We start from the raw sequence: 26,037 nt of genomic DNA, 5'->3' as shown, positions 1-26,037 counted from the left end.
CGAGGGCGCAGATTGTAGCACTCCGCGCTTACTGAAGTCTGAAAAAAAGCCGGCTGCGGGCGGGGACAAACAGCAAAATCAGCACCAGAATATCGGGCAGCTTTTGGGTAAACAGCGAACGGAAGATCTCGCGCTTAGTGCCCCCGGCAACGCTGAATAATTCAGGGTATCCCCAGCCCAGGGAGGACAGAGACAACCAGGTCACGGAAATAATTTGGGTCAGCAGGAACAGCCAGCGTCCCCAGTTACGCCCTTTGACGATGACGAACGCGCAACGCAGTTCGACAAACAGCATCAACAGGCTGCCGAGAAAAACCAGCGTCAGGGGCCAGGTTTGCACGCTGCGATGGACAAAATCCATCACCCCGCTAACTCCGAGCATATTAAACAGCAGCAGCAGGTCGAGGCATCGGGTAGTGACGATGCCGATAGCCGCCACCATCACCAGCGTGGGGACGTTTAATTTTGCATGGGATGACCGCTGTTTCCTGATAATTTCCACAACCTCGCGTTCCTTACGTCACGGTGCCGCGACAAGCGCGGCACCGGAGGCACATCATTGCAGATTTTAGGCGTTTTAACCACGTCTTGCACTCTGGATATCGCGCAGCCGCTGCTTTTCTGCCCGCGCCATAAACCACCATGCAATCAAGCCGATAACGCCCACAACGCCGAGAATAATGGACGCCAGGGCGTTAATTTCCGGGTTAACCCCCATGCGCACGTTCGAGAACACCAGCATCGGCAGCGTGGTCGCACCCGGCCCGGACACGAAGCTGGCGATAACCAGGTCATCAAGCGAAAGCGTGAACGCCAGCAGCCAGCCGGAGATAATGGCGGGCGAGATCATCGGCACGGTGATCACAAAGAACACTTTCAGCGGCGTCGCCCCCAGATCCATCGCCGCTTCTTCAATGGAGCGGTCCAGTTCCCGCAGGCGTGAGCTAATGACAACCGCAACATAGGCGGTGCAGAACGTCACATGCGCCAGCCAGATGGTAAGCATTCCCCTGTCGCTCGGCCAGCCAATCGCGTGCGCCAGCGCCACGAACAGCAGCAGTAGCGAAAGCCCGGTGATCACATCCGGCATCACCAGCGGTGCCGTTAGCATAAAGGCAAAGCCGGTTGAGCCACGAAAGCGACCAAAACGCACCATCACCACGGCAGCAATCGTCCCCAGGATAACGGCCATCGTGGCGGCCGCCGCAGCAATGGTCAGGCTCAGGCCAACGGCGTTCATCATCGCCGAATCCCGGAACAGCTCCCCGTACCAGCGCGTTGACCAGCCGGCCCACACCGTCACCAGCTTAGAGCTGTTAAACGAGTAGATAACCAGCATCAGCATGGGCGCATACAGGAAGGTAAAGCCAATCACCAGAATCAAAATACGCCACGGAGAGCGCACAACCGGTAAGTTGTTCATGCGTGGTCCTCCCCCGCTTTGTTCTGGTATTTGTGGAACCACATGATCGGCACGATCAGCAGCAGAAGCATGATAATCGCCACGGCTGAGGCCACCGGCCAGTCGCGGTTATTAAAGAATTCCTGCCACAGGACGCGGCCAATCATGATGCTGTCCGGCCCGCCGAGCAGTTCCGGGATAACAAACTCCCCTACCGCCGGAATAAACACCAGCATCGAACCGGCAATAATCCCGCCTTTGGTCAACGGCACAATCACGCTGAAGAACGTTTTCAGCGGCCGCGCGCCGAGATCTAACGAAGCCTCCACCAGCGAATAATCTATGCGCGTTAGCGCGGTATAAATCGGCAGCACCATGAAAGGCAGGTAGGCATAAACTACCCCGATGTAGACTGCAAGGTTGGTGTGCAGGATCGTCAGCGGCTGGTCGATAACCCCGAGCCAAAGCAGCACGTTATTCAATATGCCGTTGTTTTTCAGGATGCCCATCCACGCATACACGCGGATCAGGAACGAGGTCCATGAAGGCAGGATCACCAGCAACAGCAGGATGTTTCGCGTTGAGGGTTTACTGTGTGCCACCGCCCACGCGAGCGGATAGCCCAGCGCCAGGCAGCACAGCGTTGACACCGCAGCGACCTGCAAAGATTGCAGATAAGCCTCGAAGTAGAGCGGATCGTCCGTCAGCTGGAAGTAGTTCGCCAGATTCAGGGTGATCGACAGCTGGCCATCGGCCCAGCTTACCAGATCGCTGTAAGGCGGGATCGCCCGGGCTATTTCCGAAAAACTGATCTTAAAGACGATCAGGAACGGCAGCATAAACAGCAGGATCAGCCACAAATAGGGCAGCGCGATCGCCAGCTTGCGCCCGTGCGCCATCTGCAAACGGGCAAGCAAACGCTTCACGCCCGAGGGCTGAGGAACCGCCGTCTCTGCCGGGCCTTCAGAAAGTGTTGTCATCTTGCCCCCTTAAACCGTCAGAACCACGCAGCTGTCGGCATCCCAGCACAGGCGAACTTCATCCCCCCAGGTGGGCGCTCCTTTACGGTAGCGGTGCTCATTTTGCAGCTGGGCGCTGATCATCTGCCCACTTTTCAGCCGAACGTGGTAGATGGAGAGATCGCCGAGGTAGGCGATATGCACTACTTCTCCGACGGCAAAGTTATAGCCATCGGCGGGCGGCTCCTCGCAAAGCATCACCTTTTCCGGGCGCAACGCAACGAAGACCGGTACGCCGTCCACCACGGAAGCATCAGGATCCACCTTCAGCGGATGCACAAGTCCAGGGCTGTCTATCACCAGCCCGTCGTCCTGACGCTCTTTCAGCAGCCCTTCGAAGACGTTTACCGACCCGATAAACTCTGCGCTATAGCGGGTGGTTGGGTGCTCATAAATCTCTTCCGGCTCGCCAATTTGCACGAACTTGCCGCGATTCATGATGGCTATTCGCCCGGCCATGGTCATCGCCTCTTCCTGATCGTGGGTCACCATCACGCAGGTCACGCCGACGCGTTCAAGGATGTCCACTACTTCCAGCTGCATCCGGTCACGGAGCTTTTTATCCAGCGCCCCCATCGGCTCGTCGAGCAGCAATAATTTGGGACGCTTGGCCAGGCTTCGGGCTAACGCCACGCGCTGACGCTGGCCGCCGGACAGCTGGTGAGGCTTGCGCCTGGCGAACTCCTGCATGTGTACCAGGGTCAGCATTTCTGCCACCCGGCTGGTAATTTCCGCCTTCGGCAGTTTGTCCTGCTTCAGGCCAAAGGCGATGTTTTGCTCCACGGTCATGTGCGGGAACAGCGCGTAGGACTGGAACATCATATTGATTGGGCGCTGGTAAGGCGGCACATGCGACAAATCGACGCCATCAAGCATGATTTGCCCGGCACTTGGCTGTTCAAACCCCGCCAGCATGCGCAGCAGCGTGGATTTGCCGCAGCCCGAGGCGCCCAGCAAAGCAAAAATTTCGCCTTTGTAGATGGTCAGACTGACGTCATCCACGGCATGTTGACCATCAAACGATTTAGTGAGGTTACGAATTTCCAGCAGCGGCGTCAGCGCTTTGGGTGTTTTGGACTGCGGGCGAGGGATTGCGTCGTTCAATTCTGTTGCTCTCCGGCAAAAGCAAAAAGAAGATACGGCCCGGTTGCCGTACTTTTCGCCATTCTGGAAACAAGGGCTTCCGTTCAGGCTGGGGCGATTGCACAACTCTGGTGCAACCGCCCGGTGCAGGGTGTCACAGGACTATTTGCCTGTTTTAACCTTAGTCCACGCGCGGGTGATAACCCGGTCAATCTTCGCTGGCATCACCGTTTGTGTGAACAACTTGGCACGAATATCCGCCGGCGGGTAAATTCCCGGATTGCTGCGGACCTCTTCGCTCAGTAACGGCGTAGCTTCTTTGTTGGCGTTCGCGTAGTAAATATGATTACTGATGTTGGCGATAACGTCCGGCTTCATCAGGTAGTTCAGGAACTGGTACGCTTCGTCTTTATTCTTCGCATCTACCGGCAGGGCAAACATATCGAAGTAGACCATCGCGCCTTCCTTAGGAATGGAATAAGCAACATTCACGCCATTTTTAGCTTCTTTGGCGCGGTTTGCCGCCTGCAGAATATCCCCGGACCAGCCAATCGCCACGCAGATGTCACCGTTGGCAAGGTCGTTGATGTACTGCGACGAATGGAAGTAACGAATATTTGGCCGCAGCTTCATCAGCAGATCGTTAGCCGCCCCGGTGTAGTCCGCGGCGTTGGTGCTGTTCGGATCTTTGCCCAGGTAGTGCAACACGGTCGCGTAAATTTCACTTGGCGCGTCCAGGAACGACACGCCACAGCTTTTCAGTTTTTCAAGGTTTTCCGGCTTGAAGATCAGATCCCAGCTGTCCACCGGTGCGTCTTTCCCCAGCACGGCTTTCACTTTATCGACGTTGTAGCCGATGCCGGTCGTCACCATCATGTACGGAATGCCGTATTTGTTGTCGTGGTCGTTTTGCGCCACCAGCTTGAGCATTTCCGGGTCGAGGTTTTTGTAGTTCGGCAGTTTGCTTTTATCCAGCGGCTCGAAGATGCCGGCCTGCGCCTGGCGCTCAAGGAACTGCGAAGACGGCACCACCAGGTCATAGCCCGTGCTGCCCGCCATCAGCTTCCCTTCCAGCACTTCGTTGGAATCAAACACGTCGTAGACCACTTTGATGCCGGTCTCTTTCGTGAAGTTTGCCAGGGTATCCGGGGCTATATAGTCAGACCAGTTATAAACGTGCAGCGTCTTTTGTTCGGCGGCAGAGCTGGCGGCAGAAGCCACCATCAGCGCGCCAGCAACCATCCCCAACAACCCTTTTTTACGTAGGTAGAGCATAATTTCATTCCTTCTGAATAAAGGCCAAACCAGACTCGAATGAGCCGAATTTACGCAATGTGGCTTATCCGCATTCGCCGCACGCTTTTTTAGCATGCAAAATTCATGCATCTCTATTCATTCTGCTGAAAAAGAATTTGGGTAATCTTCACGCAGACGTTGCTCGTTTTTACGGCCAAGCAAGAATAACTGTAGCCAGGGTTGGCGACTATAGCCCGGATGAAAAAACGCCTTTTATCAACTTTTTAGACATCTTTCGTCTATTCAGGCGGCAAAAACGCGCCTTATGGCAGGGATTTGTCTGGCTGTGACGGCTTTATGACAGAATAAAAACATGCAGAACGCAGCGGCGCTGGTGGCCGCTGCGTTAAAAAAAGAAAGGATCAGTGCAGAGAGTGGGTGTGAATAATTGTGCCGTCGCGCTCTTCTTCTTCGGCCACAAAAAGCAGCTGATTAGCGCAAGCCTCGAGGATCACCATCGAAACCTGCTCTTCGCTCTGCTGAACAAAGGCGGCAAACTGCTCGCGGGTAATGCCCACGGAGGCAGACAACGACTGACACACCACCAGCTTGGGCAGGTTATCATCCTGGATGTCGAGAAACGCTTTCACCGTCAGCGAGCTGGCGTTGATCGAGGAGAGATCGGACGCCAACGGCAGCAGCGCCGACGGCTTAACTTCTGCCAATGCGGAAAACAGAATAATGTTGTCCACGAGATCGATTTTCGCGTCGTATACGCCATCGAAGTTCTGCATATGGGGCAAATGCAATGCCTGGCAGGTATCGCACTCGAAAAAGGTTACGCCAGTTTCATCCAGCCAGCGGCGTAAAGTGTCCAGAGTCGGGACCACGAGTGAATCCATAAACGCAAAAACCTCATTACCTGTTCAAAAATTAACGTGCCATCTTACGCAAAAATGACACGTCATACTATGCATTAGCGCCGATTTGGTAATTATCCCCCGGTTTTAAGACAGTACCCAGGGCGGGCCTGCCGCTCTATCCATTTGATCATCAGTCCGGCGATATCGACCCCGCTCGTGTTTTCAATGCCTTCCAGCCCCGGCGAGGCGTTCACTTCCATCACCAGCGGCCCGCGTTCAGCGCGTAAAATGTCCACCCCGGCAATATCCAGCCCCAGCGTGCTGGCCGCTTTTAGCGCCACTTCTCGCTCAAGATCGGTAATTGTGACCTGATGCGCGACGCCGCCACGGTGCAGGTTTGAGCGGAAATCGCCGGGCTTGGCCTGCCGTTCAATGGCGGCCACAACCTCATCCCCCACCACCAAACAGCGAATATCTCTGCCCTTCGCTTCTTTGATGTATTCCTGCACCAGAATATGGGCGTTAAGACCGCGAAACGCATCAATCACGCTTTCCGCCGCCTGCCGCGTTTCAGCCAGCACAACGCCAATTCCTTGCGTACCTTCAACGAGCTTCACCACCAGCGGCGCGCCACCCACCATATCAATAAGATCGCTGGTGTCGTCCGGCGAGTGGGCAAACCCCGTCACCGGCAAATCAATCCCCTGCTTCGCCAGCAATTGCAGCGAGCGCAGCTTGTCCCGCGCGCGGGTGATCGCCACCGACTCATTCAGCGGATAGCTTCCCAGCATTTCGAACTGGCGCAGCACCGCCGTGCCGTAAAAGGTGATAGCCGAGCCAATACGCGGGATAACCGCGTCATAATGCGGCAGTTGACGCCCCTTGTAATGCACGGAAGGCGCGGCCGGATTAATGTTCATATAACAAGAAAGGGGATCAATGATCTCCACCTGATGACCACGACGCGTTGCCGCCTCGCGCAGGCGCTTGCATGAGTAGAGCGTTCCATCCCGGGATAAAATAGCGATTTTCAACCTGCACCTCTGAGCAACCAGACCAAAATTAACCGCCCGCTAATCATACCACTGCCTTCACCTTTCAACGACGGACTAATCGGTGGGAGACATCTTAAGTGCCTCAATTAATTGCTTTGTGGTCGAGGTGAGATGGACGGGATCAAAAACGGCATACAGGTCGGCGGGTATCGGCCTCGCCGGGGGGCGAAACACCACGCCAGGCCAGTTCATCTGTGCGTAGCTGTCGGCGATGATGGTTAGCCCGAAACCAATGCTCACCAGCGCCAGGACGGTTTGCGGCTCCACCGCCTCACGAACAACCCTCGGGGTAAAACCAGCTTCACGGCAAACACGTTGCAGGAAAGTCCAGTCAGAGTGAATGGCGGTCATCGTCACGAACGCTTCATGCCGCAGTTGGGTAATGTCCACCGTTTGCTGCCGGGCTAGCGGGTGCTGCTCCGGCAGCGCGACCATAAATGTCGCCTCATGCAGCTTTTCGCTCTTAAGGCCACCGGGCGGGCTGGTTTCCATCCGCCAGATCCCGGCATCAATCTCGTGACGTTCAAGCAAAGCAAGCTGATCCCCCGGGGACTTTTCGCGGAAGGTCACATCAATGGCGGGATAGTCAGCAATAAACCGCTGTAGCCCAAGCCGCAGCCCACCCCAAATGGCGGTGCCAACAATCCCTAGCTGAATTCGACCGCCTTCACCACGGCCAATCTGCTCAACCCTGGCCAGCGCAAGGCTTGCGTTGTTCAGCAGCTGTTTTGTCTCTTCCAGCAGGACTTCGCCTGCGTGAGTCAGCGCCACGTGCCGGGAATGGCGGATAAACAGTACCGTCCCCAGCTGAGCTTCCAGTTCTTTGATATGAAAGCTCAGGGGAGGCTGCGACATGTTCAGCCGCGCGGCGGCCCGGCCAAAGTGCAGTTCCTCGGCTACGGCCTGAAAATAGCGCAGCAGCTTAAGATCGGTGCGATAGATACGCTGAGATGTATTCATGAGGCTCCCTGAGTGGCAAGCCTCATAAATTACCATCGCTTACGCTCGCTGTAAGGCCAGGAGCCTTAATGTGCGAGCGATGCCGAAGAATCACTCTGCTGGCGGTGGTGATAGTGGAAGCTAAAGTGGAAGACGACGGCAAGCACCAGCGCATAGCCAGCAAAAACCAGCCAGATAGTCGGCCAGTCTTTGGCGCCATCGGTGGTGAAATAATCCACCACATAACCGCTGACAATCGCCCCGAAATACGCCCCAACCCCGTTCACCATCGTCATAAACAGCCCTTGAGCGCTGGCGCGAATACGTGACTCCACCTCTTGCTCAACAAACACGGAGCCAGAGATATTAAAGAAATCAAAGGCGCAGCCGTACACCACCATCGACAGCAACAGCAGCACAAAACCAAAGACAGAAGGATCGCCCCAGGCGAACAGCGCAAAGCGCAGCACCCAGGCGACCATGCTCATCAGCATGACCTGTTTAATGCCAAAACGCCGCAGGAAGAAAGGGATCGTCAAAATAAAGACCACTTCCGACATCTGCGAGACGGACAGCAAAATCGAGGGATACTGCACCACAAAGCTGCTGGCAAACTCAGGCTGACGGGCAAAATCATGCAGGAAAGGGTTACCGAAAGTATTGGTGATTTGCAGCACCGCCCCAAGCAGCATGGCGAACAGGAAAAAAACCGCCATTTGTGGCTTTTTGAACAGCACAAACGCGTCCAGCCCCAGGCGGCTCACCCAGCTGCGCGTGGCCTGGCTTTTTATCACCGGGATAGTCGGCAATGTGAGCGCATACAGCGCCAGCAGACCGGAAGCCCCTGCGGCAATATAGAGCTGCATGCTGCTCAGCTCTATGCGCATCAGGCTAACGGTCCACATCGCCGCAATAAAGCCCACGGTACCGAACACCCTCACAGGCGGGAAATGCGTCACCGTATCCAGTCCGTTTTTTTCCAGGCAGGCGTAAGACACCGTATTGGACAGCGCAATGGTCGGCATAAAGGCCAGGGCATTACCCAGCATTGCCCAAAACATCAACCCCGGCTGGTCGATGCTGGCCGCCCAGACCAGCATCCCCGCCCCCACCAGATGGCAGAGAGAGTACACCCGATTGGCCGGGAGCCATTTATCGGCCACAATGCCGATAAGACCCGGCATCAGCAGCGCCGCAAGCCCTTTGGTACTGTAAACCATGCCAACATCTGCCCCCTTAAAGCCGAGCGTATTGATCATGTAAGATCCCAAAGTGACCAGCCACGCCCCCCAGATGAAGTACTGTAAAAACAGCATGATTTTTAAGCGGAGTTTAATCGCCATCTGTTTTCCCTGCCTTGCTCAGTGAGGATCAGGCCAGTTTGCCGAGGAAGCCGCAAATCAGGTTAATGAAGTTCTGCCGCGACAGCGCAGCCGCTTTCAGCGTCTGTTCATGGGAAAGCTGAATACTCCCCAGCCCTTCGGCAAGGTTGGTAATCGCCGAGACGGCAACCACCTTCAGGCCGCAATGGCGGGCGCTGATCACCTCCGGCACAACCGACATCCCCACTACGTGGCCGCCAATGATTTGCATCATGCGAATTTCCGCTGCGGTTTCGAAGTTTGGCCCTGGATAAGAAACAAATACTCCCTCGTGCAGCGGGAACCCCTGCTCATGTGCAACCTGTTGGAGTACAGCGCGATAGTCGGCATCATAGGCGTTTGCCAGCGAGAAAAAGCGCTCACCAAACCGCTCATCATTTGGCCCAACGGTCGGCGTGCCCGGCATCGTATTAATATGATCGCTGAGTGCCACCAGGCTTCCAGGTTCCACTTCCGGGCGCAGAGAACCGGCGGCGTTGGTAGAAAACAGTATTTCGCATCCCAGTAGCTTAAAAGTGCGAATTGCGCTGGTCATCACCGACATTCCACGCCCTTCATAAAAGTGCCCCCGCCCTTTCATACAGGCTACAGGCACGCCAGCCAGCGTGCCGACGACCAGTTCGCCCGCATGGCCGTGGACGGTGCTGACGGGGAACCCGGGCAGATCTTCGTAGGAAAATGTTACAGGGGAGTCGATTTTTTCCGCCAGCTCCCCCAGCCCGGAGCCCAGAATAAAAGCGATGCGGGGTACCAGACCGTTAATGCGGGCGCGAATAATGTCGGCGGCGTAGAAAGGCGAATTATCAAAAGCAGAGGTTGGCATAGAAGGTTCCTTGTCAGATTGTCGTTATAACTTCAGCAGTTATAACGACTCACCGACGGATGAAACCAATACCGTTTGAGGCCACGATTAATACTGAAAATGTATCGATCGCCGATTTGATGGCCTGGCAGCCGCGTGAATTAGCGTGTCGCCCAGCCCTGCTTGTGCAGGTAATCCAGAATGAAAGGCCGGCTTTCTTTAATGATGGTACGGCTGATGTGGTCGCTCCAGGTGTCGCGCCGTGTATTGCTGTCCCGGCTCAAATAATACTGCGCCAGCTGCTCGTCGTACTCGTCCAGCAGCGGCCTGTTCAGCGGCTGATAGCGGTTTTCATGCACCAGCATCGCAGCGGGCATACGTGGCTTGATATCCGGCGTGGCAGCAGGCCAGCCCAGGCAAAGGCCAAACAGCGGTAACACGTATTTCGGCACGCCCAACAGCTCTCCCACCGCTTCAATGTTGTTGCGGATGCCGCCAATATAGACCCCGCCCAACCCCAGCGATTCTGCGGCGGTAAACGCATTCTGCGCCAGAATCGCGGTATCGACCGCACCAAGCAGCAGCTGTTCCGCCAGCCCAAGCTGGGCGTCCGGGCAGATTTGAAGATTGCGGTTAAAGTCGGCGCAGAACACCCAAAACTCGGCGGCTTCCGCCACATGCTTTTGCCCGCCGGTCAGCGGCACCAGCTGCTCGCGCAGCGCTTTATCCGTGATGCGAATGATTGAACTGCACTGAAGGAAGCTGGAAGTAGAAGCTGCCTGTGCGCTGGCAATAATGGCTTCGCGCTGCTCGTCGGTAATAGGTTCCCCGGTAAAATGACGAATGGAACGGTGGGAACGAAGCAGATCAATGGTCGGCGTCATCGCGATTTTCCTTTGGCTTTTTTATATCAGAGAGTTTTGAAGCAGAATCAGGCGGCATCAGCTGCGGGGCAAGACGTTTAGCAATATGCCACGTCATGATGATTGCCGCCGGCAGCATCAGCCCAAGGCCAATAAATACCATGACTATGGCCGCCGTTGCAGTGGCCACAGGTGCGGGCAGCGTCAGGTATCCCTGCAGCGAGAGAAAAGCGAGTGCCAAAAAACCTATCCCCACCGCCTCCAGCACAATCACCGATTTGGGTAACGATCCGACCGCGCGCATAGCGGCACCTCCTGTGTTCAGGCCAGCTATCATCGAGTCCGCGCCCCTCCCACTGAAAGGAGATAGCCTACGGGCATCGAACTAACAGGCACGACCTTCTTTAAAAATGTGACGGATATCGGCATTATAAGCGCATTCGCCGGTTCGTATCGGCCATAAAAACTGAGGAGAGAGCATGTTTGCAGTAATTTTTGGACGCCCTGGCTGCCCATATTGTGTTCGCGCTAAAGAACTGGCTGAGAAACTGACCGCCGAGCGTGATGACTTCAACTTCCGCTATGTTGACATCCACGCAGAAGGCATCACCAAAGCTGACCTGGAAAAAACCGTGGGTAAACCGGTTGAAACCGTGCCGCAGATCTTCCTGGATCAGAAGCACATTGGTGGCTGCACCGATTTTGAAGCTTACGCGAAAGAACATCTGAACCTGTTCCAGACCGCGCAGTAAACTTTACGAATACAGAAAACCGACTCTCAGTAGTCGGTTTTTTTATGCGCGCGACTCCGGTTCTTACACATAAAAAATAGCAGATAACACAGCGAACCGAGGGACGACCAGAAGACAGCGCTCAGTAGCCAGGCCATTTCTTGCCAGAACGAGCGTGTGACGGGGAAAAACAGGTGGGCAATCAACAGGCAGAACGGCGAAGCAAGCATCGCTCCCACCAGCGGTTTGACCACTCGATCGCCTTGGGAAAAGAAGCTGGCCACGGCACCCGGGAGAAGGAAAAACAGCAGCCCAAGCTCATAGTGCCCGGTGGCAATAAACCGCCCCATCACGTTCAGGCGCAGAGAAAGAAAAACCAGAATAAAGAGCACGAAGCAGCAGGTAATTCCTAACCACTTTTGCGCACGTCTGTGCATTTTACCTCCTGACATCTGCTTTTGCTCGAAAATACCCTGCCGGAAAATTCAGCAGCGTCTTTACCCGATTTGATAATGCCTGGCCATCCGTGCCGATAAAGCATTGCCACATTTAGCACAATATTCTTACTAGCCGCTGATACAGAGAAAGATTAAACTAGCGGCAGAAATTCGGTCGTCGCGTGAGATATTTATATGCGTGATAATTTGCCGGTCGCCGCTGACGGAACCGTCAAAACCTTAGCGCATAACTCTATCTCTTTCAACAGCTTACTGGTAAACAAGAAGTTAGCCTTCGTGAATATAAACGTCGCAGATTTGTTAAACGGGAATTACATCCTTTTGTTATTTGTTGTACTAACGCTCGGACTTTGCCTGGGGAAATTACGCCTCGGTCCGGTGCAACTGGGTAATTCCATTGGTGTTTTAGTGGTCTCTTTATTACTCGGGCAACAGCATTTCTCGATCAATACCGACGCGCTAAATCTGGGTTTTATGCTGTTCATTTTCTGCGTAGGCGTCGAAGCCGGGCCAAACTTTTTTTCTATTTTCTTCCGCGACGGCAAAAATTATCTGATGCTGGCCCTGGTGATGGTTGGCAGCGCCCTGCTGATTGCGCTGGGGCTGGGCAAACTGTTTGGCTGGGACATTGGCCTGACGGCCGGTATGCTCGCCGGCGCCATGACCTCCACGCCCGTACTGGTCGGCGCGGGCGATACCCTGCGCCATTCAAGCATCCCCGCCGCGCAGCTTGCGACCTCGCTGGATAACCTGAGCCTCGGCTATGCCCTGACCTACCTGATTGGCCTGGTCAGCCTGATCGTGGGGGCTCGCTATTTGCCGAAGCTGCAGCATCAGGATCTGCAGACCAGCGCCCAGCAAATTGCCCGCGAGCGCGGTCTGGATACCGACGCGAGCCGCAAAGTTTATCTCCCGGTGATCCGCGCCTATCGCGTCGGGCCTGAGCTGGTTGCCTGGGCCGACGGTAAAAATCTGCGCGAACTGGGTATTTATCGCCAGACCGGCTGCTACATCGAACGTATTCGCCGCAACGGCATTCTGGCTAACCCGGACGGCGATGCCGTGCTGCAAATGGGTGATGAAATCTCGCTGGTGGGCTACCCGGATTCTCACTCGCGCCTCGACCCAAGCTTCAGAAACGGCAAAGAGGTTTTCGATCGCGATCTGCTGGATATGCGCATCGTCACCGAAGAAATTGTGGTGAAAAACCACAATGCCGTGGGCCGTCGCCTGGCGCAGCTCAAGCTCACCGACCACGGCTGCTTCCTGAACCGCGTGATCCGCAGCCAGATTGAAATGCCCATCGACGACAATATCGTGCTGAACAAAGGCGATGTCCTGCAGGTCAGCGGCGATGCCAGACGCGTGAAAACCGTTGCCGAGCGCATCGGCTTTATCTCCATTCACAGCCAGATAACCGACCTGCTGGCCTTCTGCGCCTTCTTTGTTATTGGCCTGATGGTGGGCATGGTCACCTTCCAGTTCAGCTCGTTCAGCTTCGGCATCGGGAACGCCGCTGGCCTGTTGTTTGCGGGCATCATGCTTGGCTTCCTGCGCGCCAACCACCCCACCTTCGGCTACATTCCGCAGGGGGCGCTAAATATGGTGAAAGAGTTCGGCCTGATGGTGTTTATGGCGGGGGTTGGCCTGAGCGCCGGCAGTGGCATCAGCAACGGCCTCGGTGCGGTAGGCGGCCAGATGCTAATTTCCGGGCTTATCGTGAGCCTGGTGCCGGTGATTATCTGCTTCCTGTTCGGCGCCTATGTGCTGCGAATGAACCGCGCCCTGCTGTTTGGCGCGATGATGGGGGCAAGAACCTGTGCGCCAGCGATGGAAATCATCAGCGACACCGCCCGCAGCAACATTCCTGCGCTGGGGTACGCCGGCACCTATGCCATCGCTAACGTGTTGTTAACACTGGCCGGTACATTAATTGTTGTGATATGGCCAGGTTTGTGATCGCAACCACAGACAAAGAAAAATACTTTTTTTTTATGCCTGAGCGAACTTTCTTTCGGGGCGTCAGTCTGAATTAGTGCCACTGCTTTTCTTTGATGTCCCCAATTTGTGGAGCCCATCAACCCCGCCGCTTTCGGTTCAAGGTTGATGGGTTTTTATTTTTTAGGGTTTCAATAACAAACGCTTACTAACCCCTCCACTCGCTTTATTTTGCATCCCCTGTCCCTACAATCCTGCGCACCATCACCCGCATATCATCGCGCCCCATCGGTTCGCGATCGGTGACGTAGTGCAGCGTCATGCCTTCCAGGAAAGCATCCAGCGCCCGGGCGGTTAGCGGATCGAAAAACGGCTCCAGCGCCTGCTGGCTGCGAATCATCCACTCCTGCATGATATCTTTTAGCTGCGGATTACAGCTGGCATAAGCATAAAGCTGGTACATCACCTGCATGTTATACGGCGTGGCCACGCAGCCGCCGCAAATCATATCGACAATCGCTTCGCAGGCCTCATCGCGATTGGTGGCCTGCTGCATGCGCTCCCGGTAGCTGTCCGACATCTGGTGGGCGAACAGGGTAAACGCTTCGCAAAGCAGCGATTCAATCCCGGCAAAATAGTAGGTCATTGACCCCAGCGAAACGCCAGCCTCAGCGGCAATTTTGCGGTGCGTGATATCGCTGATGCCGTGCTTTACCACCATATCCAGCGTCGCCTGCAAAATACGCGAGCGACGTTCGGGGTCATTACGGCGCGGGGCTTTGCTCATCATTACCTACCTGAATTTAGAGTATGACAAAGAGTCTATACCGGGATGTGTACAAATGTACACAAGCTTGCTAGTCTGCTCCCCTGTTTCTCTTTCACTGGTTGTTGTTCATGTCTGTTTCGCAGAGAAAAGCCCTACAGCTCCGTACCTGGGCGTTATTCACCTTCTTCTTCCTTCCGGGCCTGGTGATGGCATCCTGGGCCACACGCACGCCCGCCATCCGCGATACGCTCAGCGTCTCGACGGCCGGGATGGGCATCGTATTATTTGGCCTGTCGATAGGCTCGATGGGCGGTATTCTCTGTTCCGGCTGGCTGGTGAAACGCTTTGGCACCCGTACCATTATTCTCAGCGGCATGACGCTGATGGTCGCCGGAATGTTAATGATGAGCTTCGCGCTGTACCTCGCCTCCCCGGTGCTGTTTGCCTTCGGCCTGGCGCTGCTCGGCAGCGGGATGGGTTCATCAGAAGTGGCTATGAACGTCGAAGGGGCCATTATCGAGAGCCTGATGAAGAAAACTGTGCTGCCGATGATGCACGGCTTCTTTAGCCTCGGCACGCTCGTTGGCGCCGGGATTGGCCTGACGTTAACCGCGTGGAACGTCGTGTCCTGGGGGCACCTGCTGCTGATTGGTCTGTTGACCATTGCGCCGATTGCCATCGCGCTTATCGCCGTGCCGCACGGCGTGGGCAAAGATAACCCGGAGAACACCGAAGCCCACGAGCCGCACCGACCGTTTTACAAAGATATTCAGCTATTGCTGATTGGTTTTGTCGTGCTGGCGATGGCCTTTGCCGAAGGCTCGGCCAACGACTGGCTGCCGCTGCTGATGGTGGACGGGCACGGCTTTAGCCCAACTTCCGGGTCGCTTATCTACGTAGGCTTTACCCTCGGCATGACGGTCGGGCGCTTCACCGGCGGCTGGTTTATTGACCGCTACAGCCGGGTTATTGTGGTCCGCGCCTGTGCGATCATGGGCATTATTGGCATCGGCACCATTGTGTTTGTCGACAACGCCTTCCTTGCCGGCGTGTCGGTGATTCTGTGGGGGTTGGGCACCTCTTTAGGCTTCCCGCTGACCATTTCAGCGGCGGGTGATACCGGCCCCGATCCGGCCAGCCGCGTCAGCGTCGTTGCCGCTTCGGGCTATGTCGCCTTTTTAGTCGGGCCGCCGCTGCTGGGCTTCCTCGGCGAGCATTACGGGCTGCGCCAGGCCATGCTAGTTGTGCTGACGCTAATGGTGATTGCGGCGCTGGTCGCCCGCGCCGTGGCCAAACCGGGGCAATCTTCCGGCCAGACTTTAGAAACTGAATAATGGAGAGTTCAATGAGCATCAAACTGATTGCAGTAGACATGGACGGCACTTTTCTTAATGATGAAAAAACCTACAACCGCGAACGCTTTGCCGCGCAATATCAGCAGATGAAAGAGCAAGGCATCCGCTTTGTGGTGGCCAGCGGGAACCAGTATTTTCAGCTTATCTCCTTCTTCCCGGAGATTGCCCACGAGATCTCTTTTGTCGCCGATAACGGCGGCTGGGTGGTCAGCGAAGGCGAAGATCTGTTCAACGGCGAGCTGACCAGACAAGAGTTCAACACGGTGGTCGATCACCTGCTGACCCTGCCGCACGTGGAGATCATCGCCTGCGGCAAGCATAACGGTTATACCCTCAACGGCTATAGTGACGATTTTAAAGCGCTGGCGGCGAAGTACTATCACCGCCTTGAGCACGTGGAAAACTTCTCCGGCCTCGACGACGTGTTCTTCAAGTTTGCCCTGAACCTGCCGGACAGCCAGCTCGATGAAACTATGGACGCCCTGGGCGCAGAGCTGGAAGGCATTATGGTGCCGGTCACCAGCGGGCACGGCTCTATCGACCTGATTATTCCGGGGATCCATAAGGCTAACGGCCTGCGAATCCTGCAGGAAAAATGGGGCATCCAGGACAGCGAAGTGGTGACCTTTGGCGACGGCGGCAACGACATCGAGATGCTGACTCAGGCGCAATACGGGTTTGCGATGGCCAACGCCCCGGACAAAATCAAACGCATTGCCAGCTACCAGGCAGGGCACTGCAATCAACAAGGCGTGCTGGATGTGATCGACAAGATCCTGAAGAAAGAAGCGCCGTTTAACTAACGACCTTTGGAACAAGAATGTTAACGATAAGACAAGCAAACCCGGCGGATTTTGATGCGCTGGCGGAAATCTGGGAAGCATCCGTTCGCGCCACGCATGACTTTTTACCTGAAGAAAATATCAGGGCGTTAAAGCCCCAGGTGCGCGAACTCTACATGCCACAGATCCCGATGCAGCTGGCAGCTGGCAAAACCGGTGAGCCTCTGGGCTTTATCGGCTGCCACGAAAATCGGATTGAAATGCTGTTTGTTTCGCCTGAAAGCCGTGGCATGGGCGTGGGCAAGCAGCTTCTGCACTATGCCATTGAACATTTGCAGGTCGATGAGGTAGATGTGAATGAGCAGAATCCGCAGGGCGTGGGCTTCTATCTGCATATGGGATTTGCCCGGACCGGGCGGTCTGAACTCGACGGTGAAGGGAATCCTTTCCCTTTGCTGCATTTGAAGCTGAAACGATAGCTTTATCGCATCGCTTGTTTTCCCCCTCTCCCTCCGGGAGAGGGCTAAATTATTCCCGATTTATGACTGATTCTTCAGCTGTTCCCGGCGATACTCACCCTGCCGCTCAAGCATCCAGCCCGGATATTCGCGCGGCAGCTCACTTACCGCATTCAGCCTGTCAAGCTCGTCCGCGCTAAGCTGAACCCCCGTCGCAGCGATATTATCCTCAAGCTGCTCAATGCGCTTCGCGCCCACGATGACCGTGGTCACTGCCTGCTGATGCAGCAGCCAGGCCAGCGCAATCTGCGCCACGGAAACGCCTTTGGCATCGGCGATATCACGCATCACATCCACGCAATCAAACGCGCGATCCCTGTTTACCGGTGGAAAATCAAACTCCAGGCGGCGGCTGCCGGTTTCGGCTTTCCCGTCGCGGTCGTACTTGCCGCTGAGCAGCCCGCCCGCGAGCGGACTCCACACCATCAGGCCGACGCCTTCACTTTGCATCATCGGCACCAGCTCTCGCTCCAGATCGCGCCCGGCAAGGGTGTAATAAGCCTGCAGAGAGGCAAAACGTGCCAGTCCCAGGCGTTCGGAAATCCCGAGTGCCTTCATGATTTGCCAGGCCGCCCAGTTGGAAACGCCTATGTAGCGAACCAGCCCCTGCTGTACCAGCGAATCCAGCGCCCGCAGCGTTTCCTCTATCGGCGTCGCGGGGTCAAAACCGTGCAGTTGGTACAGATCGATATAGTCGAGCTGCAGCCGCTGCAGGCTCTCTTTGACGCTATTTAGCAGATGAAAACGCGATGAACCTCGAGAGTTCGGCCCGGCGGTGCCTGTTTCGCCGAATGCTTTGGTGGCCACCACCACATTCTCACGCGGCACATTAAGGTTTTTCAGCGCCTGGCCGGTGATGATTTCCGAACGCCCGCCGGAGTAAACATTGGCGGTATCAATAAAGTTAATCCCGGCCTCCAGCGCGCGTCCAACCAGCTTGTCGGCATCATTTTGCGCGAGTTGGCCTATTTTTCCCCATATACCGTCTTCACCACCAAAAGTCATGGTGCCCAGGCAAAGCTCTGAAACAAACAGGCCGGTATTTCCTAATTTTTTATAACGCATAGCGGTACCTCATGTTCAGGATTTCAGGAAGGAAGAGTGCGGACTGCCAGTTATACGCGTCGCCCGCGATTCTGGAATGGGGGATTTCTGCTCATTCCTTGCCTGTTTCTGCCTGAGTGGGCGCTAGCGTAAAAGCAGTAATAAGCCGTAGCCGACCAGCGCGGCCCAAAGCAACATAGGGAGAGAATAGAGATGGAACCGCCACCAGATCCGACGGTCGTTGGCCATACGAAGGGCAATCAAGTTCGCCAGCGAACCCGGCAACAGACCAAAACCGCCGATATTGACCGCGAAGGCCAACAGCAGCGAAGCAGGCACATAGTTCAGCAGTAAAATGGTGGCAGGCACATTGCTGATGAATTGTGACAGCAAAATACCCAGGCCAAACAACCCGCCAGGAGAGAGTTGCGCCACGCCCTGAAGCGAGTGCTGCAGCACCGGAAGTTGGGTGATGAGGTGAACATCAATAAACATCACCATAAATACCACCAGCAGGCTCCAGTCGATACTGAGCAGCACTTTGCGCGCCAGCCCCAGGAACCCAAGCGCAATCAGCCCCAGCCCCCAAAGCTCAAGCTTAAGCTCCAGGGCCAGAATAAAGACAATGTAAAACGCCAGGCAGCACCAGACCAGCTTAGGCTGCCAGCGGCTGTCATTCACTTCACCGTGGTAACACAGCGGTTTTGGCTTGAAACAAAGCCACGCCAACACCAGCAGGCTGGCGGTCATGGCCAGCGCCAGCGGCATCATCTGCCAGGTGAAAGCGCCGAAAGAGAGCCCGGAATGCCCCCACAGTAAGATGTTCTGCGGGTTACCGACAGGCGTGAGCAAAGAGCCGGCGTTGACCGCCAGCGCCTCAAAAATAATCAGCTTACTGGCCGGCACCGAGCAGAGTTTTTTCAGCGTGATGGTGAGAGGCACAATGATGAACAGCGCGACATCGTTAGTCAGGAAGGTCGACAGTGCTGCCGCTGCCGTAACCATAAACAGCGCCAGCTGCCGCTCGTTGGCAAACCGCGCCACCATCTTGCGGCCCAGCACCTCGAAATAACCGCTCAGCTCGACGCCCTTGGTCAACATCATCAGCCCGGCCAGGGTAATAATGGTGTGCCAGTCTATGGCGGCGGGCCATAAAGCCGGGCGGAACGGCACCGCCAGGCTCAGGGCGACGCCGATTAACAACAATAAATGCAGGAATCGATCGCGCAGGAACGGCTGCGCAAGACGCAGCAGCATGTTTAACCGATGCCTCGCTCTGCGCTGAATTTGCGGAAAGCCTCCAGCGTCTCTTCGCTGACGTGGTGTTCCACACCTTCGGCATCAATACGCGCGGTCTCCGGGCTGATGCCCAGTGCGAGGAAGAAGTTTTCAACAATCTGGTGCCGTTCCCGGCTCTGCTGCGCCAGTTTTTCACCTTCCGGCGTTAAAAAGACGCCGCGCCATGGGATCTGCTCAATCAGCCCGACGGACGCCAGGCGTTTTAGCATCTTGGCAACCGTCGGCTGGGAAACGCCGAGCCGGGCTGCCATATCTACCTGGCGAACTTCACCCACTTCATGAATCAAATCCGAAATCAGCTCAACATAATCATCAATTAACTCGCGGCGGTGCGCCTCGCGTACCTGCCTGAAGCCCTCAACATGCTCTTCAATATTCGGTAATGGCGTCACTTTTTCGCTGTTCTTTTGCCCTGCCCGACGGCTCATAGTGCTTCCTCTTCCAGTGGCGCGGCGTCGTCATCTGACGACGGAAGGCTTTATTGTAAACCAGCATTGCTCATCCACAAAAAATTAACGAAATAGCCATGGCTATAAAATATAGCCTGTGCTATACCTGTATGTAATGCAGTCAGGCTTGTTTACGGAAAAACGGTCGCACGGCTAACAGGAGGACGCTATGAACGAATTTAAGAGGTGCATCAACGTGTTTACACAATCTCCCTTCCAGGTACGCTTAATGCTGCTGAACATGATTTGTGATTGGGTTGCCGGTAAACCCCAGCAGAAAGAAGAAAAACAACAATAACGCCAGGCCACGCCGCCTGGCGACTTTGTTCAGCGTTCCGCGCGAACGATCATCCTTTTGTCACAATTCCCCTGCAAAATCCCCGTTAATGGCTACTCTGGCCGAGCTTTAACCCCATCATTTGTCGGATTTGCAATCAGCTTCGCAAAACCTCGCTCTGTTATCAGTTGATATTCTTATCTTACGGCTCTATCTTCTTGCAGCCCTGCACATGAAGCGGCTCGCAGATGCGGTGCAATTCCCCTTCGTTTCCGTCTGTCAGGCAGGCTCTGCCCTTATCGCCAGGGTCACCGCATGGCGTTTTGCAAGACCATAATAAAGATGAATGTAACGGTTAAAGATACCCTGACTGCGCGCGGAATCGCGCTGAATCCGTGGGCAGGTTTCTATTTTCTGCAGTCTCTGCTGATAAACTTCGCGCTGGGCTATGCCTTCAGCCTGCTTTACGCCATTGCCTTTAGCTGCGTCCTTATGCTGCTGTGGCGCACCGCTCCCAGCGTCCAGAAAATCCTGCTTGGGCTTTGCAGCCTCGTGGCAGCCATGTACTTCCCGTTCGGCCAGGCCTACGGCTCGCCCAACTTCAATACTCTGCTGGCGCTGCATTCAACCAACTTTGAAGAATCCACGGAAATCATGACCATCTTCCCGTGGTACAGCTACGTGGTGTCTCTCTTTATTCTCGCCCTTGGGGTGATGGCGCTGCGCCGCAAACGTGAAGAAAAACGCGCCTGGGGTCATTTCGATAGCTTATGTCTCGCCGTCAGCGTGGTCTGTTTTTTTGTCACGCCGGTAACCAACCTAGCCTACGGCGGCGTGTTTAAATTTAAAGATACTGGCTACCCGGTGGTGCGCTTCGTGAAAGATGTCGTGGTCAACAACCACGAAGTTATCGAGGAGCAGGCGCGCATGAAAGAACTGTCGCAGCAAAAAGACTCCTGGAACGTAGTGTCGGTGCAGCCTAAATACCATACCTACGTCGTAGTGATTGGCGAGAGCGCCCGCCGCGATGCGCTGGGAGCCTTTGGCGGCCACTGGGACAACACGCCCTTTGCAAGCCAGGTCAAAGGCAATCTGTTTATGGACTACGTCTCCGCCAGCGGCTCAACGCAAAAATCGCTGGGGCTGACGCTGAACCGGGTCGTGGACGGCAAACCCCAGTATCAGGACAATTTTGTTACCCTGGCAAACCGCGCGGGCTTCCAGACCTGGTGGTTCTCAAACCAGGGCCAAATCGGCGAATACGATACCGCCATCGCCAGCATCGCCAAACGCGCTGACGAAGTGCAGTTTTTGAAAAATGGGGATTTTGAGGCGGATAAAAACACTCGCGATGAAGCTTTGTTAAAAATGACGGCCCAGGTGTTTGCTACTCAGCGCAACACGCCGCAGCTGATTGTGCTGCATTTGATGGGTTCGCACCCACAGGCCTGCGATCGCACTCAGGGGAAATACAAAGATTTTGTGCAATCTAAAGAGACATCCTGCTATCTCTACAGCATGACGCAAACCGACGACTTGCTAAAACAGCTTTATCTGCAGTTACAAAACACCGGGAACAGCTTCTCAATGGTCTATTTCTCCGACCACGGCCTGGCGTTCAAAGAGCGCGGCACCGACGTGCAATATCTGGCGCACGACGATAAGTTCCAGCAAAATTTCCAGGTGCCATTTATGGTGTTGTCGAGCGATGACACCGCGCACCGGCTAATCAAAGCACGCCGCAGCGCCAATGATTTCCTCAACTTCTTCTCTGCGTGGACGGGGATTAAGGCGAAAGAGCTTACGCCGAAGTACAAATTTATTTCCGAGCAAAAGGCCGGGCCCGTCTGGATAACCAACTTCAACCTGAAGAAAGTGGACTATACTCATCTGCAGACGGATATGTTTGAGACCAGGACACGTTAACTTTTGCCGGTTAACCGATAAAAAAATCCGCCACTTGGGCGGATTTTTTATTTCTATCCCGAAAGGGATATTAGAAGCGGTAGCCTACGCCAGCGATCCAGGTGCCAACGTCAACGCTACGAATACGGCTCTGCTCGTAGGAGAAGTCCAGAGCAACGTTTTCGATTGGGTTGAACTGCAGGCCAGCACCGTAGGAGAAGCCGTAGTCGCTAACGGAATCGTGAGCGCCTGGGAATTGAGTCGCCTGGAATTTACCGTAGCCAACACCCACTACACCGTAGATGCTTGCCCAGTCGTTGATGCGGTAAGCAGGACCAGCGGTGATGCCGTAGTACTGGCCTTTGGTGTACACGTCGTTAGAAGTGTCACTTTTCTGGGTGTAGGTGAAGGAGCCGATGTAGCCCAGCGGGGTATCATTTTCGTAGCGGTATTTCAGGTTGAAACCGCCAGCTTTGTTAGCAACGCCCTGCATATCGCTCTGAGCATAGCCACCGGTTACGGTGCTGGTTGCTGCAGATGCGGTACCTACGGAGACGGCCAGAACACAGGCCAGAGCTGAAAGACATGCAATTTTTTTCATAATATCCACCTCAAATGTGCTTCAAGTAAGTCCTAAGTTTTAAATATAACAAAACCATGACAGAAACTCTTCGCCAATTGTGTTGTCTAACGATCTTTTTCCTGTAACATAACATTTCCACTACATGCTAAATCACTAAAAAATCAGGAAAATACCGCTTCGCGACGGCAAATTTTAATCCCTTTAATAACATCGTCATTCAGATAATTCTGGAATTATTTTTGACACAAACTGACAAAAGCCCCCGGATCGTACTCCACGCCATGAGAATTTTTCTTAATGAAAGTTCAACCAGCCATAACTTAATCCTTTAGACTGGGCAGACTTTTATTTTCTTGACCAAACATAGACAAATACTGACAAGGTACAGGATGCCGCAAACCTCCCGTAATATGCCGCGCTGGCTACCGATCGTAGTTTTACTTATCGCCATGACCTCGATTCAAAGCGGCGCCTCGCTGGCGAAATCATTATTCCCGCTAATCGGTCCCCAGGGCGTCACTTCGCTGCGCCTGTTTTTAGGCACTCTTATTCTCGCGGTGATTTTTAAACCCTGGCGCCTGCGTTTTAAGCCAGAGCAACGCCTGCCTTTACTGTTTTATGGGCTGGCGCTGGGCAGCATGAATTACCTCTTTTATGTCTCTCTGCGCACGGTACCGCTGGGCATCGCGGTGGCGCTGGAGTTTACCGGGCCGCTTGCCGTGGCGCTTTTTGGCTCACGCCGTGCCGTGGACTTTATCTGGGTGGTGCTGGCGGTGGCCGGACTGTGGTTCCTGCTTCCCCTCGGCCAGGACATCTCCCAGGTAGATTTGACCGGTGCTGCCTGCGCCCTCGGGGCCGGTGCCTGCTGGGCTATCTACATTATTGCCGGGCAAAAAGCGGGCGCTGAGCACGGCCCCGCCACGGTCGCGTTTGGTTCTCTGATTGCTGCCATTATCTTTGTCCCCCTGGGCGCCTGGGAAGCCACCAGCTCGCTGCTGCAGTGGTCGCTGCTGCCCGTCGGCCTGGCCATTGCCGTGCTTTCCACGGCGCTGCCTTATTCGCTGGAGATGATTGCGTTAACCCGACTCCCTACCCGCACCTTTGGCACACTCATGAGCCTTGAGCCTGGCCTTGCGGCCCTGTCAGGTATGCTGTTCCTCGGGGAGCACCTGACCCTGGTACAATGGCTGGCTCTGCTCTCCATCATCGCAGCATCGGTGGGATCAACGCTGACCATGAAACGCGAAGCACAGATTAAAAACGTCGACATAAATTAATCTGTTGCCCTGCATTTAATGCGGTGATAATTGCCGCATTAAATGATGTATCCGTAATCAAGCACTTATATTCCCGTCAACTGTAATACTCAATAAGAATTATTTTCTTTTCGCCGTCATATTTATTCATGATTTTTGACATAAATTAAGAACACTCAATAACCAGCTGTTAAATAACAAATTAATCTTTTCCATTTTTCTCTTACTATCGGTTTGATAGGTATTACCCTCACCAGCAAAGTAAAAAAGTGGTGCTATACTTATCCCCGGTAATTCATTGGGACACCAACATCAAGAGGATGAAAGATTATGAGTACCGCTAAACTGGTAAAAACTAAATCTACAAACCTGCTATATACCCGCAATGATGTAAAAGACAGCGAGAAAAAAGCCACTATCGAGCTGCTGAATCGCCAGGTCGTCCAGTTCATCGACTTGTCGCTGATTACCAAGCAGGCTCACTGGAATATGCGCGGAGCTAACTTTATTGCCGTGCACGAAATGCTGGACGGCTTCCGTACGGCGCTGACCGAGCACCTGGACACCATGGCAGAACGTGCCGTGCAGCTTGGCGGCGTGGCGTTGGGCACCACTCAGGTGATCAACAGCAAAACTCCGCTGAAAAGCTATCCGCTGGACATTCACACCGTTCAGGAGCACCTGAAAGAGCTGGCCGATCGCTATGCCATCGTGGCGAACGATGTGCGTAAAGCCATTGGTGAAGCAAAAGACGAAGATACCGCAGATATTTTCACCGCCGCTTCCCGCGATCTGGACAAATTCCTGTGGTTCATTGAGTCCAATATCGAGTAACCAGAGCATTTTTCTATGGCTCCTCCTCCGCCCGGGGGCGGAGCCTGCACCAAAACAGCGCAGGCCATCGATTAATTGATAGCCCAAAGTTAATCAAATGTAATAATCACCTCACACAATCGTTAACGAATGATTGTTTTGTCCACTGATTTCGCGGTAAAACTAACCCCTACCCTGCCGGCTCATTTTGCGCACCAAAATGGTGCACCATAACGGTGCGTTATGACCTGCTTGCAACGCTCAATGTGCAATGTTAAATAATCACATCCTTGCAAAACAGTAAGTTGCAAATTTGGCACGATTCTTTCATGAGTCGCCGCTGACGCAGGGGATCGCCCCGTGGATTAACAAAGGAAATGCTATGAAGTCGATTTTGAAAGTTTCACTGGCTGCACTTACCCTGGCTTTCGCTGTATCTTCCCATGCCGCTGATAAAAAACTGGTCGTTGCGACCGACACCGCGTTCGTTCCTTTTGAATTTAAACAAGGCGATCAGTATGTCGGCTTTGACGTGGATCTGTGGGCGGCTATCGCCAAAGAATTGAAGCTGGACTATACCCTGAAGCCAATGGACTTCAGCGGCATCATCCCTGCCCTGCAAACCAAAAACGTGGACCTGGCACTGGCCGGGATCACCATCACTCCTGAGCGCGAAAAAGCGATCGACTTCTCCGACGGCTACTACAAAAGCGGCCTGCTGGTGATGGTCAAAGCCAATAACAACGACATCAAAAGCGTGAAAGATCTGGACGGTAAAGTGGTTGCTGTTAAAGGCGGCACCGGCTCCGTTGATTACGCAAAAGCTAACATCAAAACCAAAGACCTGCGTCAGTTCCCGAACATCGATAACGCCTACATGGAACTGGGCACCAACCGCGCTGACGCGGTTCTGCACGACACGCCAAACATCCTGTACTTCATCAAAACCGCCGGCAACGGTCAGTTCAAAGCGGTAGGTGAGTCTCTGGAAGCTCAGCAGTACGGTATCGCCCTGCCTAAAGGCAGCGACGAACTGCGCACCAAAATCAACGGCGCGCTGAAAACCCTGAAAGAGAACGGCACGTACAACGAAATCTACAAAAAATGGTTCGGTACCGAGCCTAAATAATAATTCTAAGTATGAGTAAGACCTGAGGGGCGCCTTTCGCCCCTCTTATTATTAAACGCCTCTCACGCTGCAAGGCCCCGGCCTGAA

Annotated in this window: 28 protein-coding genes; 10 read left to right on the top strand and 18 right to left on the bottom strand. The window is 54.5% G+C overall.

Going from position 1 to position 26,037, the window contains the following annotated elements:
- Positions 1-28 precede the first annotated feature (28 nt).
- From F3J26_RS19195 to F3J26_RS19140, 12 genes are all read right to left on the bottom strand, one after another.
- Positions 29-502: a YbjO family protein gene (locus F3J26_RS19195; RefSeq protein WP_166995456.1), complete on the bottom strand. Its 474-nt coding sequence runs from the start codon at positions 500-502 to the stop codon at positions 29-31.
- Between the two features lie 75 nt (positions 503-577).
- Positions 578-1,423 (bottom strand): putrescine ABC transporter permease PotI, encoded by an 846-nt coding sequence (potI, locus tag F3J26_RS19190; RefSeq protein ID WP_008461065.1) that lies wholly within the window; start codon positions 1,421-1,423, stop codon positions 578-580.
- Positions 1,420-2,382 (bottom strand): putrescine ABC transporter permease PotH, encoded by a 963-nt coding sequence (gene potH / locus F3J26_RS19185; RefSeq protein WP_008461062.1) that lies wholly within the window; start codon positions 2,380-2,382, stop codon positions 1,420-1,422. Before potH ends, potI begins: the two co-directional genes overlap by 4 nt.
- Positions 2,383-2,391: 9 nt before the next feature.
- Positions 2,392-3,525 (bottom strand): putrescine ABC transporter ATP-binding subunit PotG, encoded by a 1,134-nt coding sequence (gene potG / locus F3J26_RS19180; RefSeq protein WP_166995454.1) that lies wholly within the window; start codon positions 3,523-3,525, stop codon positions 2,392-2,394.
- 141 nt (positions 3,526-3,666) lie between these two features.
- Complete coding sequence (gene potF / locus F3J26_RS19175) at positions 3,667-4,779, bottom strand: spermidine/putrescine ABC transporter substrate-binding protein PotF (protein ID WP_008461059.1); 1,113 nt, start codon at positions 4,777-4,779, stop codon at positions 3,667-3,669.
- A 383-nt stretch (positions 4,780-5,162) separates the two neighbouring features.
- On the bottom strand, positions 5,163-5,642 hold the full coding sequence (locus tag F3J26_RS19170) for a YbjN domain-containing protein (RefSeq protein WP_008461058.1): 480 nt from the start codon (positions 5,640-5,642) through the stop codon (positions 5,163-5,165).
- A 92-nt stretch (positions 5,643-5,734) separates the two neighbouring features.
- A complete protein-coding gene (gene rimK / locus F3J26_RS19165; protein WP_008461057.1) occupies positions 5,735-6,637 on the bottom strand; it encodes a 30S ribosomal protein S6--L-glutamate ligase in 903 nt (300 codons plus the stop codon).
- A 75-nt stretch (positions 6,638-6,712) separates the two neighbouring features.
- A complete protein-coding gene (locus tag F3J26_RS19160) occupies positions 6,713-7,618 on the bottom strand; it encodes a LysR family transcriptional regulator (RefSeq protein ID WP_008461056.1) in 906 nt (301 codons plus the stop codon).
- Between the two features lie 65 nt (positions 7,619-7,683).
- Positions 7,684-8,940, bottom strand: a complete 1,257-nt coding sequence (locus tag F3J26_RS19155) for a nucleoside permease (protein WP_008461055.1) — start codon at positions 8,938-8,940, stop codon at positions 7,684-7,686.
- Positions 8,941-8,968: 28 nt separating this feature from the next.
- Entirely contained in the window at positions 8,969-9,802 is an 834-nt protein-coding gene (xapA, locus tag F3J26_RS19150) for a xanthosine phosphorylase (protein ID WP_166995453.1), read from the bottom strand.
- Positions 9,803-9,942: 140 nt separating this feature from the next.
- Positions 9,943-10,665 (bottom strand): oxygen-insensitive NADPH nitroreductase, encoded by a 723-nt coding sequence (nfsA, locus tag F3J26_RS19145; protein WP_008461053.1) that lies wholly within the window; start codon positions 10,663-10,665, stop codon positions 9,943-9,945.
- Positions 10,649-10,948, bottom strand: a complete 300-nt coding sequence (locus tag F3J26_RS19140; protein ID WP_166995451.1) for a DUF1418 family protein — start codon at positions 10,946-10,948, stop codon at positions 10,649-10,651. The genes nfsA and F3J26_RS19140 overlap by 17 nt, the downstream gene beginning before the upstream one ends.
- Positions 10,949-11,123: 175 nt before the next feature.
- Here F3J26_RS19140 and F3J26_RS19135 point away from each other — a divergent pair, with 175 nt between their 5' ends.
- Positions 11,124-11,396, top strand: a complete 273-nt coding sequence (locus F3J26_RS19135; RefSeq protein WP_008461049.1) for a GrxA family glutaredoxin — start codon at positions 11,124-11,126, stop codon at positions 11,394-11,396.
- Between the two features lie 26 nt (positions 11,397-11,422).
- Here the strand turns inward: F3J26_RS19135 and ybjM are convergent, their stop codons facing one another.
- Positions 11,423-11,812, bottom strand: a complete 390-nt coding sequence (gene ybjM, locus F3J26_RS19130; protein WP_166995450.1) for an inner membrane protein YbjM — start codon at positions 11,810-11,812, stop codon at positions 11,423-11,425.
- A gap of 297 nt (positions 11,813-12,109) precedes the next feature.
- On the opposite strand from ybjM, the gene F3J26_RS19125 reads away from it, so the two are divergent.
- The gene (locus tag F3J26_RS19125; protein WP_008461047.1) at positions 12,110-13,792 is read left to right on the top strand and encodes an aspartate:alanine antiporter; all 1,683 of its coding nucleotides are present in this window, start codon (positions 12,110-12,112) and stop codon (positions 13,790-13,792) included.
- A 205-nt stretch (positions 13,793-13,997) separates the two neighbouring features.
- On the opposite strand, the gene F3J26_RS19120 is transcribed toward F3J26_RS19125, so the two are convergent.
- On the bottom strand, positions 13,998-14,558 hold the full coding sequence (locus F3J26_RS19120; RefSeq protein WP_008461046.1) for a TetR/AcrR family transcriptional regulator: 561 nt from the start codon (positions 14,556-14,558) through the stop codon (positions 13,998-14,000).
- Positions 14,559-14,668: 110 nt separating this feature from the next.
- On the opposite strand from F3J26_RS19120, the gene F3J26_RS19115 reads away from it, so the two are divergent.
- From F3J26_RS19115 to F3J26_RS19105, 3 genes are read left to right on the top strand one after another with little or no spacing between them, the layout of a single operon-like run.
- Positions 14,669-15,874: an MFS transporter gene (locus F3J26_RS19115; protein WP_166995448.1), complete on the top strand. Its 1,206-nt coding sequence runs from the start codon at positions 14,669-14,671 to the stop codon at positions 15,872-15,874.
- Positions 15,875-15,885: 11 nt separating this feature from the next.
- Entirely contained in the window at positions 15,886-16,698 is an 813-nt protein-coding gene (locus F3J26_RS19110) for a Cof-type HAD-IIB family hydrolase (protein WP_166995447.1), read from the top strand.
- 17 nt (positions 16,699-16,715) lie between these two features.
- Positions 16,716-17,156: an acetyltransferase gene (locus F3J26_RS19105; protein ID WP_166995445.1), complete on the top strand. Its 441-nt coding sequence runs from the start codon at positions 16,716-16,718 to the stop codon at positions 17,154-17,156.
- Between the two features lie 60 nt (positions 17,157-17,216).
- On the opposite strand, the gene F3J26_RS19100 is transcribed toward F3J26_RS19105, so the two are convergent.
- The 3 genes from F3J26_RS19100 to mntR form a co-directional block, all read right to left on the bottom strand.
- Positions 17,217-18,260: an aldo/keto reductase gene (locus F3J26_RS19100; RefSeq protein WP_166995444.1), complete on the bottom strand. Its 1,044-nt coding sequence runs from the start codon at positions 18,258-18,260 to the stop codon at positions 17,217-17,219.
- Between the two features lie 123 nt (positions 18,261-18,383).
- A complete protein-coding gene (locus tag F3J26_RS19095; protein ID WP_166995442.1) occupies positions 18,384-19,496 on the bottom strand; it encodes an SLC13 family permease in 1,113 nt (370 codons plus the stop codon).
- A 2-nt stretch (positions 19,497-19,498) separates the two neighbouring features.
- Positions 19,499-19,966: a manganese-binding transcriptional regulator MntR gene (gene mntR, locus F3J26_RS19090; protein WP_008461034.1), complete on the bottom strand. Its 468-nt coding sequence runs from the start codon at positions 19,964-19,966 to the stop codon at positions 19,499-19,501.
- A 190-nt stretch (positions 19,967-20,156) separates the two neighbouring features.
- On the opposite strand from mntR, the gene mntS reads away from it, so the two are divergent.
- Complete coding sequence (gene mntS / locus F3J26_RS19085; protein ID WP_008461033.1) at positions 20,157-20,285, top strand: manganase accumulation protein MntS; 129 nt, start codon at positions 20,157-20,159, stop codon at positions 20,283-20,285.
- A 321-nt stretch (positions 20,286-20,606) separates the two neighbouring features.
- Complete coding sequence (locus F3J26_RS19080; RefSeq protein ID WP_166995441.1) at positions 20,607-22,190, top strand: sulfatase-like hydrolase/transferase; 1,584 nt, start codon at positions 20,607-20,609, stop codon at positions 22,188-22,190.
- Between the two features lie 70 nt (positions 22,191-22,260).
- Here F3J26_RS19080 and ompX read toward each other — a convergent pair whose 3' ends face one another.
- Complete coding sequence (gene ompX, locus F3J26_RS19075; RefSeq protein ID WP_008461031.1) at positions 22,261-22,770, bottom strand: outer membrane protein OmpX; 510 nt, start codon at positions 22,768-22,770, stop codon at positions 22,261-22,263.
- Between the two features lie 371 nt (positions 22,771-23,141).
- On the opposite strand from ompX, the gene rhtA reads away from it, so the two are divergent.
- The 3 genes from rhtA (at position 23,142) to glnH (ending at position 25,950) form a co-directional block, all read left to right on the top strand.
- Complete coding sequence (rhtA, locus tag F3J26_RS19070; RefSeq protein WP_008461030.1) at positions 23,142-24,029, top strand: threonine/homoserine exporter RhtA; 888 nt, start codon at positions 23,142-23,144, stop codon at positions 24,027-24,029.
- Between the two features lie 309 nt (positions 24,030-24,338).
- Positions 24,339-24,842: a DNA starvation/stationary phase protection protein Dps gene (gene dps, locus F3J26_RS19065; protein WP_039301421.1), complete on the top strand. Its 504-nt coding sequence runs from the start codon at positions 24,339-24,341 to the stop codon at positions 24,840-24,842.
- A 361-nt stretch (positions 24,843-25,203) separates the two neighbouring features.
- Complete coding sequence (gene glnH, locus F3J26_RS19060; protein WP_008461028.1) at positions 25,204-25,950, top strand: glutamine ABC transporter substrate-binding protein GlnH; 747 nt, start codon at positions 25,204-25,206, stop codon at positions 25,948-25,950.
- Positions 25,951-26,037 lie beyond the last annotated feature (87 nt).

Origin of the sequence: Enterobacter sp. Ap-867 (assembly GCF_011752855.1) — a bacterium.
Lineage (GTDB): Bacteria > Pseudomonadota > Gammaproteobacteria > Enterobacterales > Enterobacteriaceae > Cedecea.
This window is presented reverse-complemented; position numbering and strand designations above follow the sequence as displayed.

Bases quoted from the DNA above. Each gene is read 5' to 3' on its own strand.
- mntR (WP_008461034.1), bottom strand. From the start codon at position 19,966: ATGAGCCGTCGGGCAGGGCAAAAGAACAGCGAAAAAGTGACGCCATTA.
- F3J26_RS19105 (WP_166995445.1), top strand. From the start codon at position 16,716: ATGTTAACGATAAGACAAGCAAACCCGGCGGATTTTGATGCGCTGGCG.
- F3J26_RS19170 (WP_008461058.1), bottom strand. From the start codon at position 5,642: ATGGATTCACTCGTGGTCCCGACTCTGGACACTTTACGCCGCTGGCTG.
- ybjM (WP_166995450.1), bottom strand. From the start codon at position 11,812: ATGCACAGACGTGCGCAAAAGTGGTTAGGAATTACCTGCTGCTTCGTG.
- F3J26_RS19135 (WP_008461049.1), top strand. From the start codon at position 11,124: ATGTTTGCAGTAATTTTTGGACGCCCTGGCTGCCCATATTGTGTTCGC.
- potH (WP_008461062.1), bottom strand. From the start codon at position 2,382: ATGACAACACTTTCTGAAGGCCCGGCAGAGACGGCGGTTCCTCAGCCC.
- mntS (WP_008461033.1), top strand. From the start codon at position 20,157: ATGAACGAATTTAAGAGGTGCATCAACGTGTTTACACAATCTCCCTTC.
- F3J26_RS19115 (WP_166995448.1), top strand. From the start codon at position 14,669: ATGTCTGTTTCGCAGAGAAAAGCCCTACAGCTCCGTACCTGGGCGTTA.
- dps (WP_039301421.1), top strand. From the start codon at position 24,339: ATGAGTACCGCTAAACTGGTAAAAACTAAATCTACAAACCTGCTATAT.
- F3J26_RS19120 (WP_008461046.1), bottom strand. From the start codon at position 14,558: ATGAGCAAAGCCCCGCGCCGTAATGACCCCGAACGTCGCTCGCGTATT.
- xapA (WP_166995453.1), bottom strand. From the start codon at position 9,802: ATGCCAACCTCTGCTTTTGATAATTCGCCTTTCTACGCCGCCGACATT.
- F3J26_RS19110 (WP_166995447.1), top strand. From the start codon at position 15,886: ATGAGCATCAAACTGATTGCAGTAGACATGGACGGCACTTTTCTTAAT.
- glnH (WP_008461028.1), top strand. From the start codon at position 25,204: ATGAAGTCGATTTTGAAAGTTTCACTGGCTGCACTTACCCTGGCTTTC.
- rhtA (WP_008461030.1), top strand. From the start codon at position 23,142: ATGCCGCAAACCTCCCGTAATATGCCGCGCTGGCTACCGATCGTAGTT.
- ompX (WP_008461031.1), bottom strand. From the start codon at position 22,770: ATGAAAAAAATTGCATGTCTTTCAGCTCTGGCCTGTGTTCTGGCCGTC.
- F3J26_RS19155 (WP_008461055.1), bottom strand. From the start codon at position 8,940: ATGGCGATTAAACTCCGCTTAAAAATCATGCTGTTTTTACAGTACTTC.
- F3J26_RS19080 (WP_166995441.1), top strand. From the start codon at position 20,607: ATGAATGTAACGGTTAAAGATACCCTGACTGCGCGCGGAATCGCGCTG.
- F3J26_RS19100 (WP_166995444.1), bottom strand. From the start codon at position 18,260: ATGCGTTATAAAAAATTAGGAAATACCGGCCTGTTTGTTTCAGAGCTT.
- F3J26_RS19140 (WP_166995451.1), bottom strand. From the start codon at position 10,948: ATGCGCGCGGTCGGATCGTTACCCAAATCGGTGATTGTGCTGGAGGCG.
- nfsA (WP_008461053.1), bottom strand. From the start codon at position 10,665: ATGACGCCGACCATTGATCTGCTTCGTTCCCACCGTTCCATTCGTCAT.
- F3J26_RS19160 (WP_008461056.1), bottom strand. From the start codon at position 7,618: ATGAATACATCTCAGCGTATCTATCGCACCGATCTTAAGCTGCTGCGC.
- potF (WP_008461059.1), bottom strand. From the start codon at position 4,779: ATGCTCTACCTACGTAAAAAAGGGTTGTTGGGGATGGTTGCTGGCGCG.
- F3J26_RS19095 (WP_166995442.1), bottom strand. From the start codon at position 19,496: ATGCTGCTGCGTCTTGCGCAGCCGTTCCTGCGCGATCGATTCCTGCAT.
- potI (WP_008461065.1), bottom strand. From the start codon at position 1,423: ATGAACAACTTACCGGTTGTGCGCTCTCCGTGGCGTATTTTGATTCTG.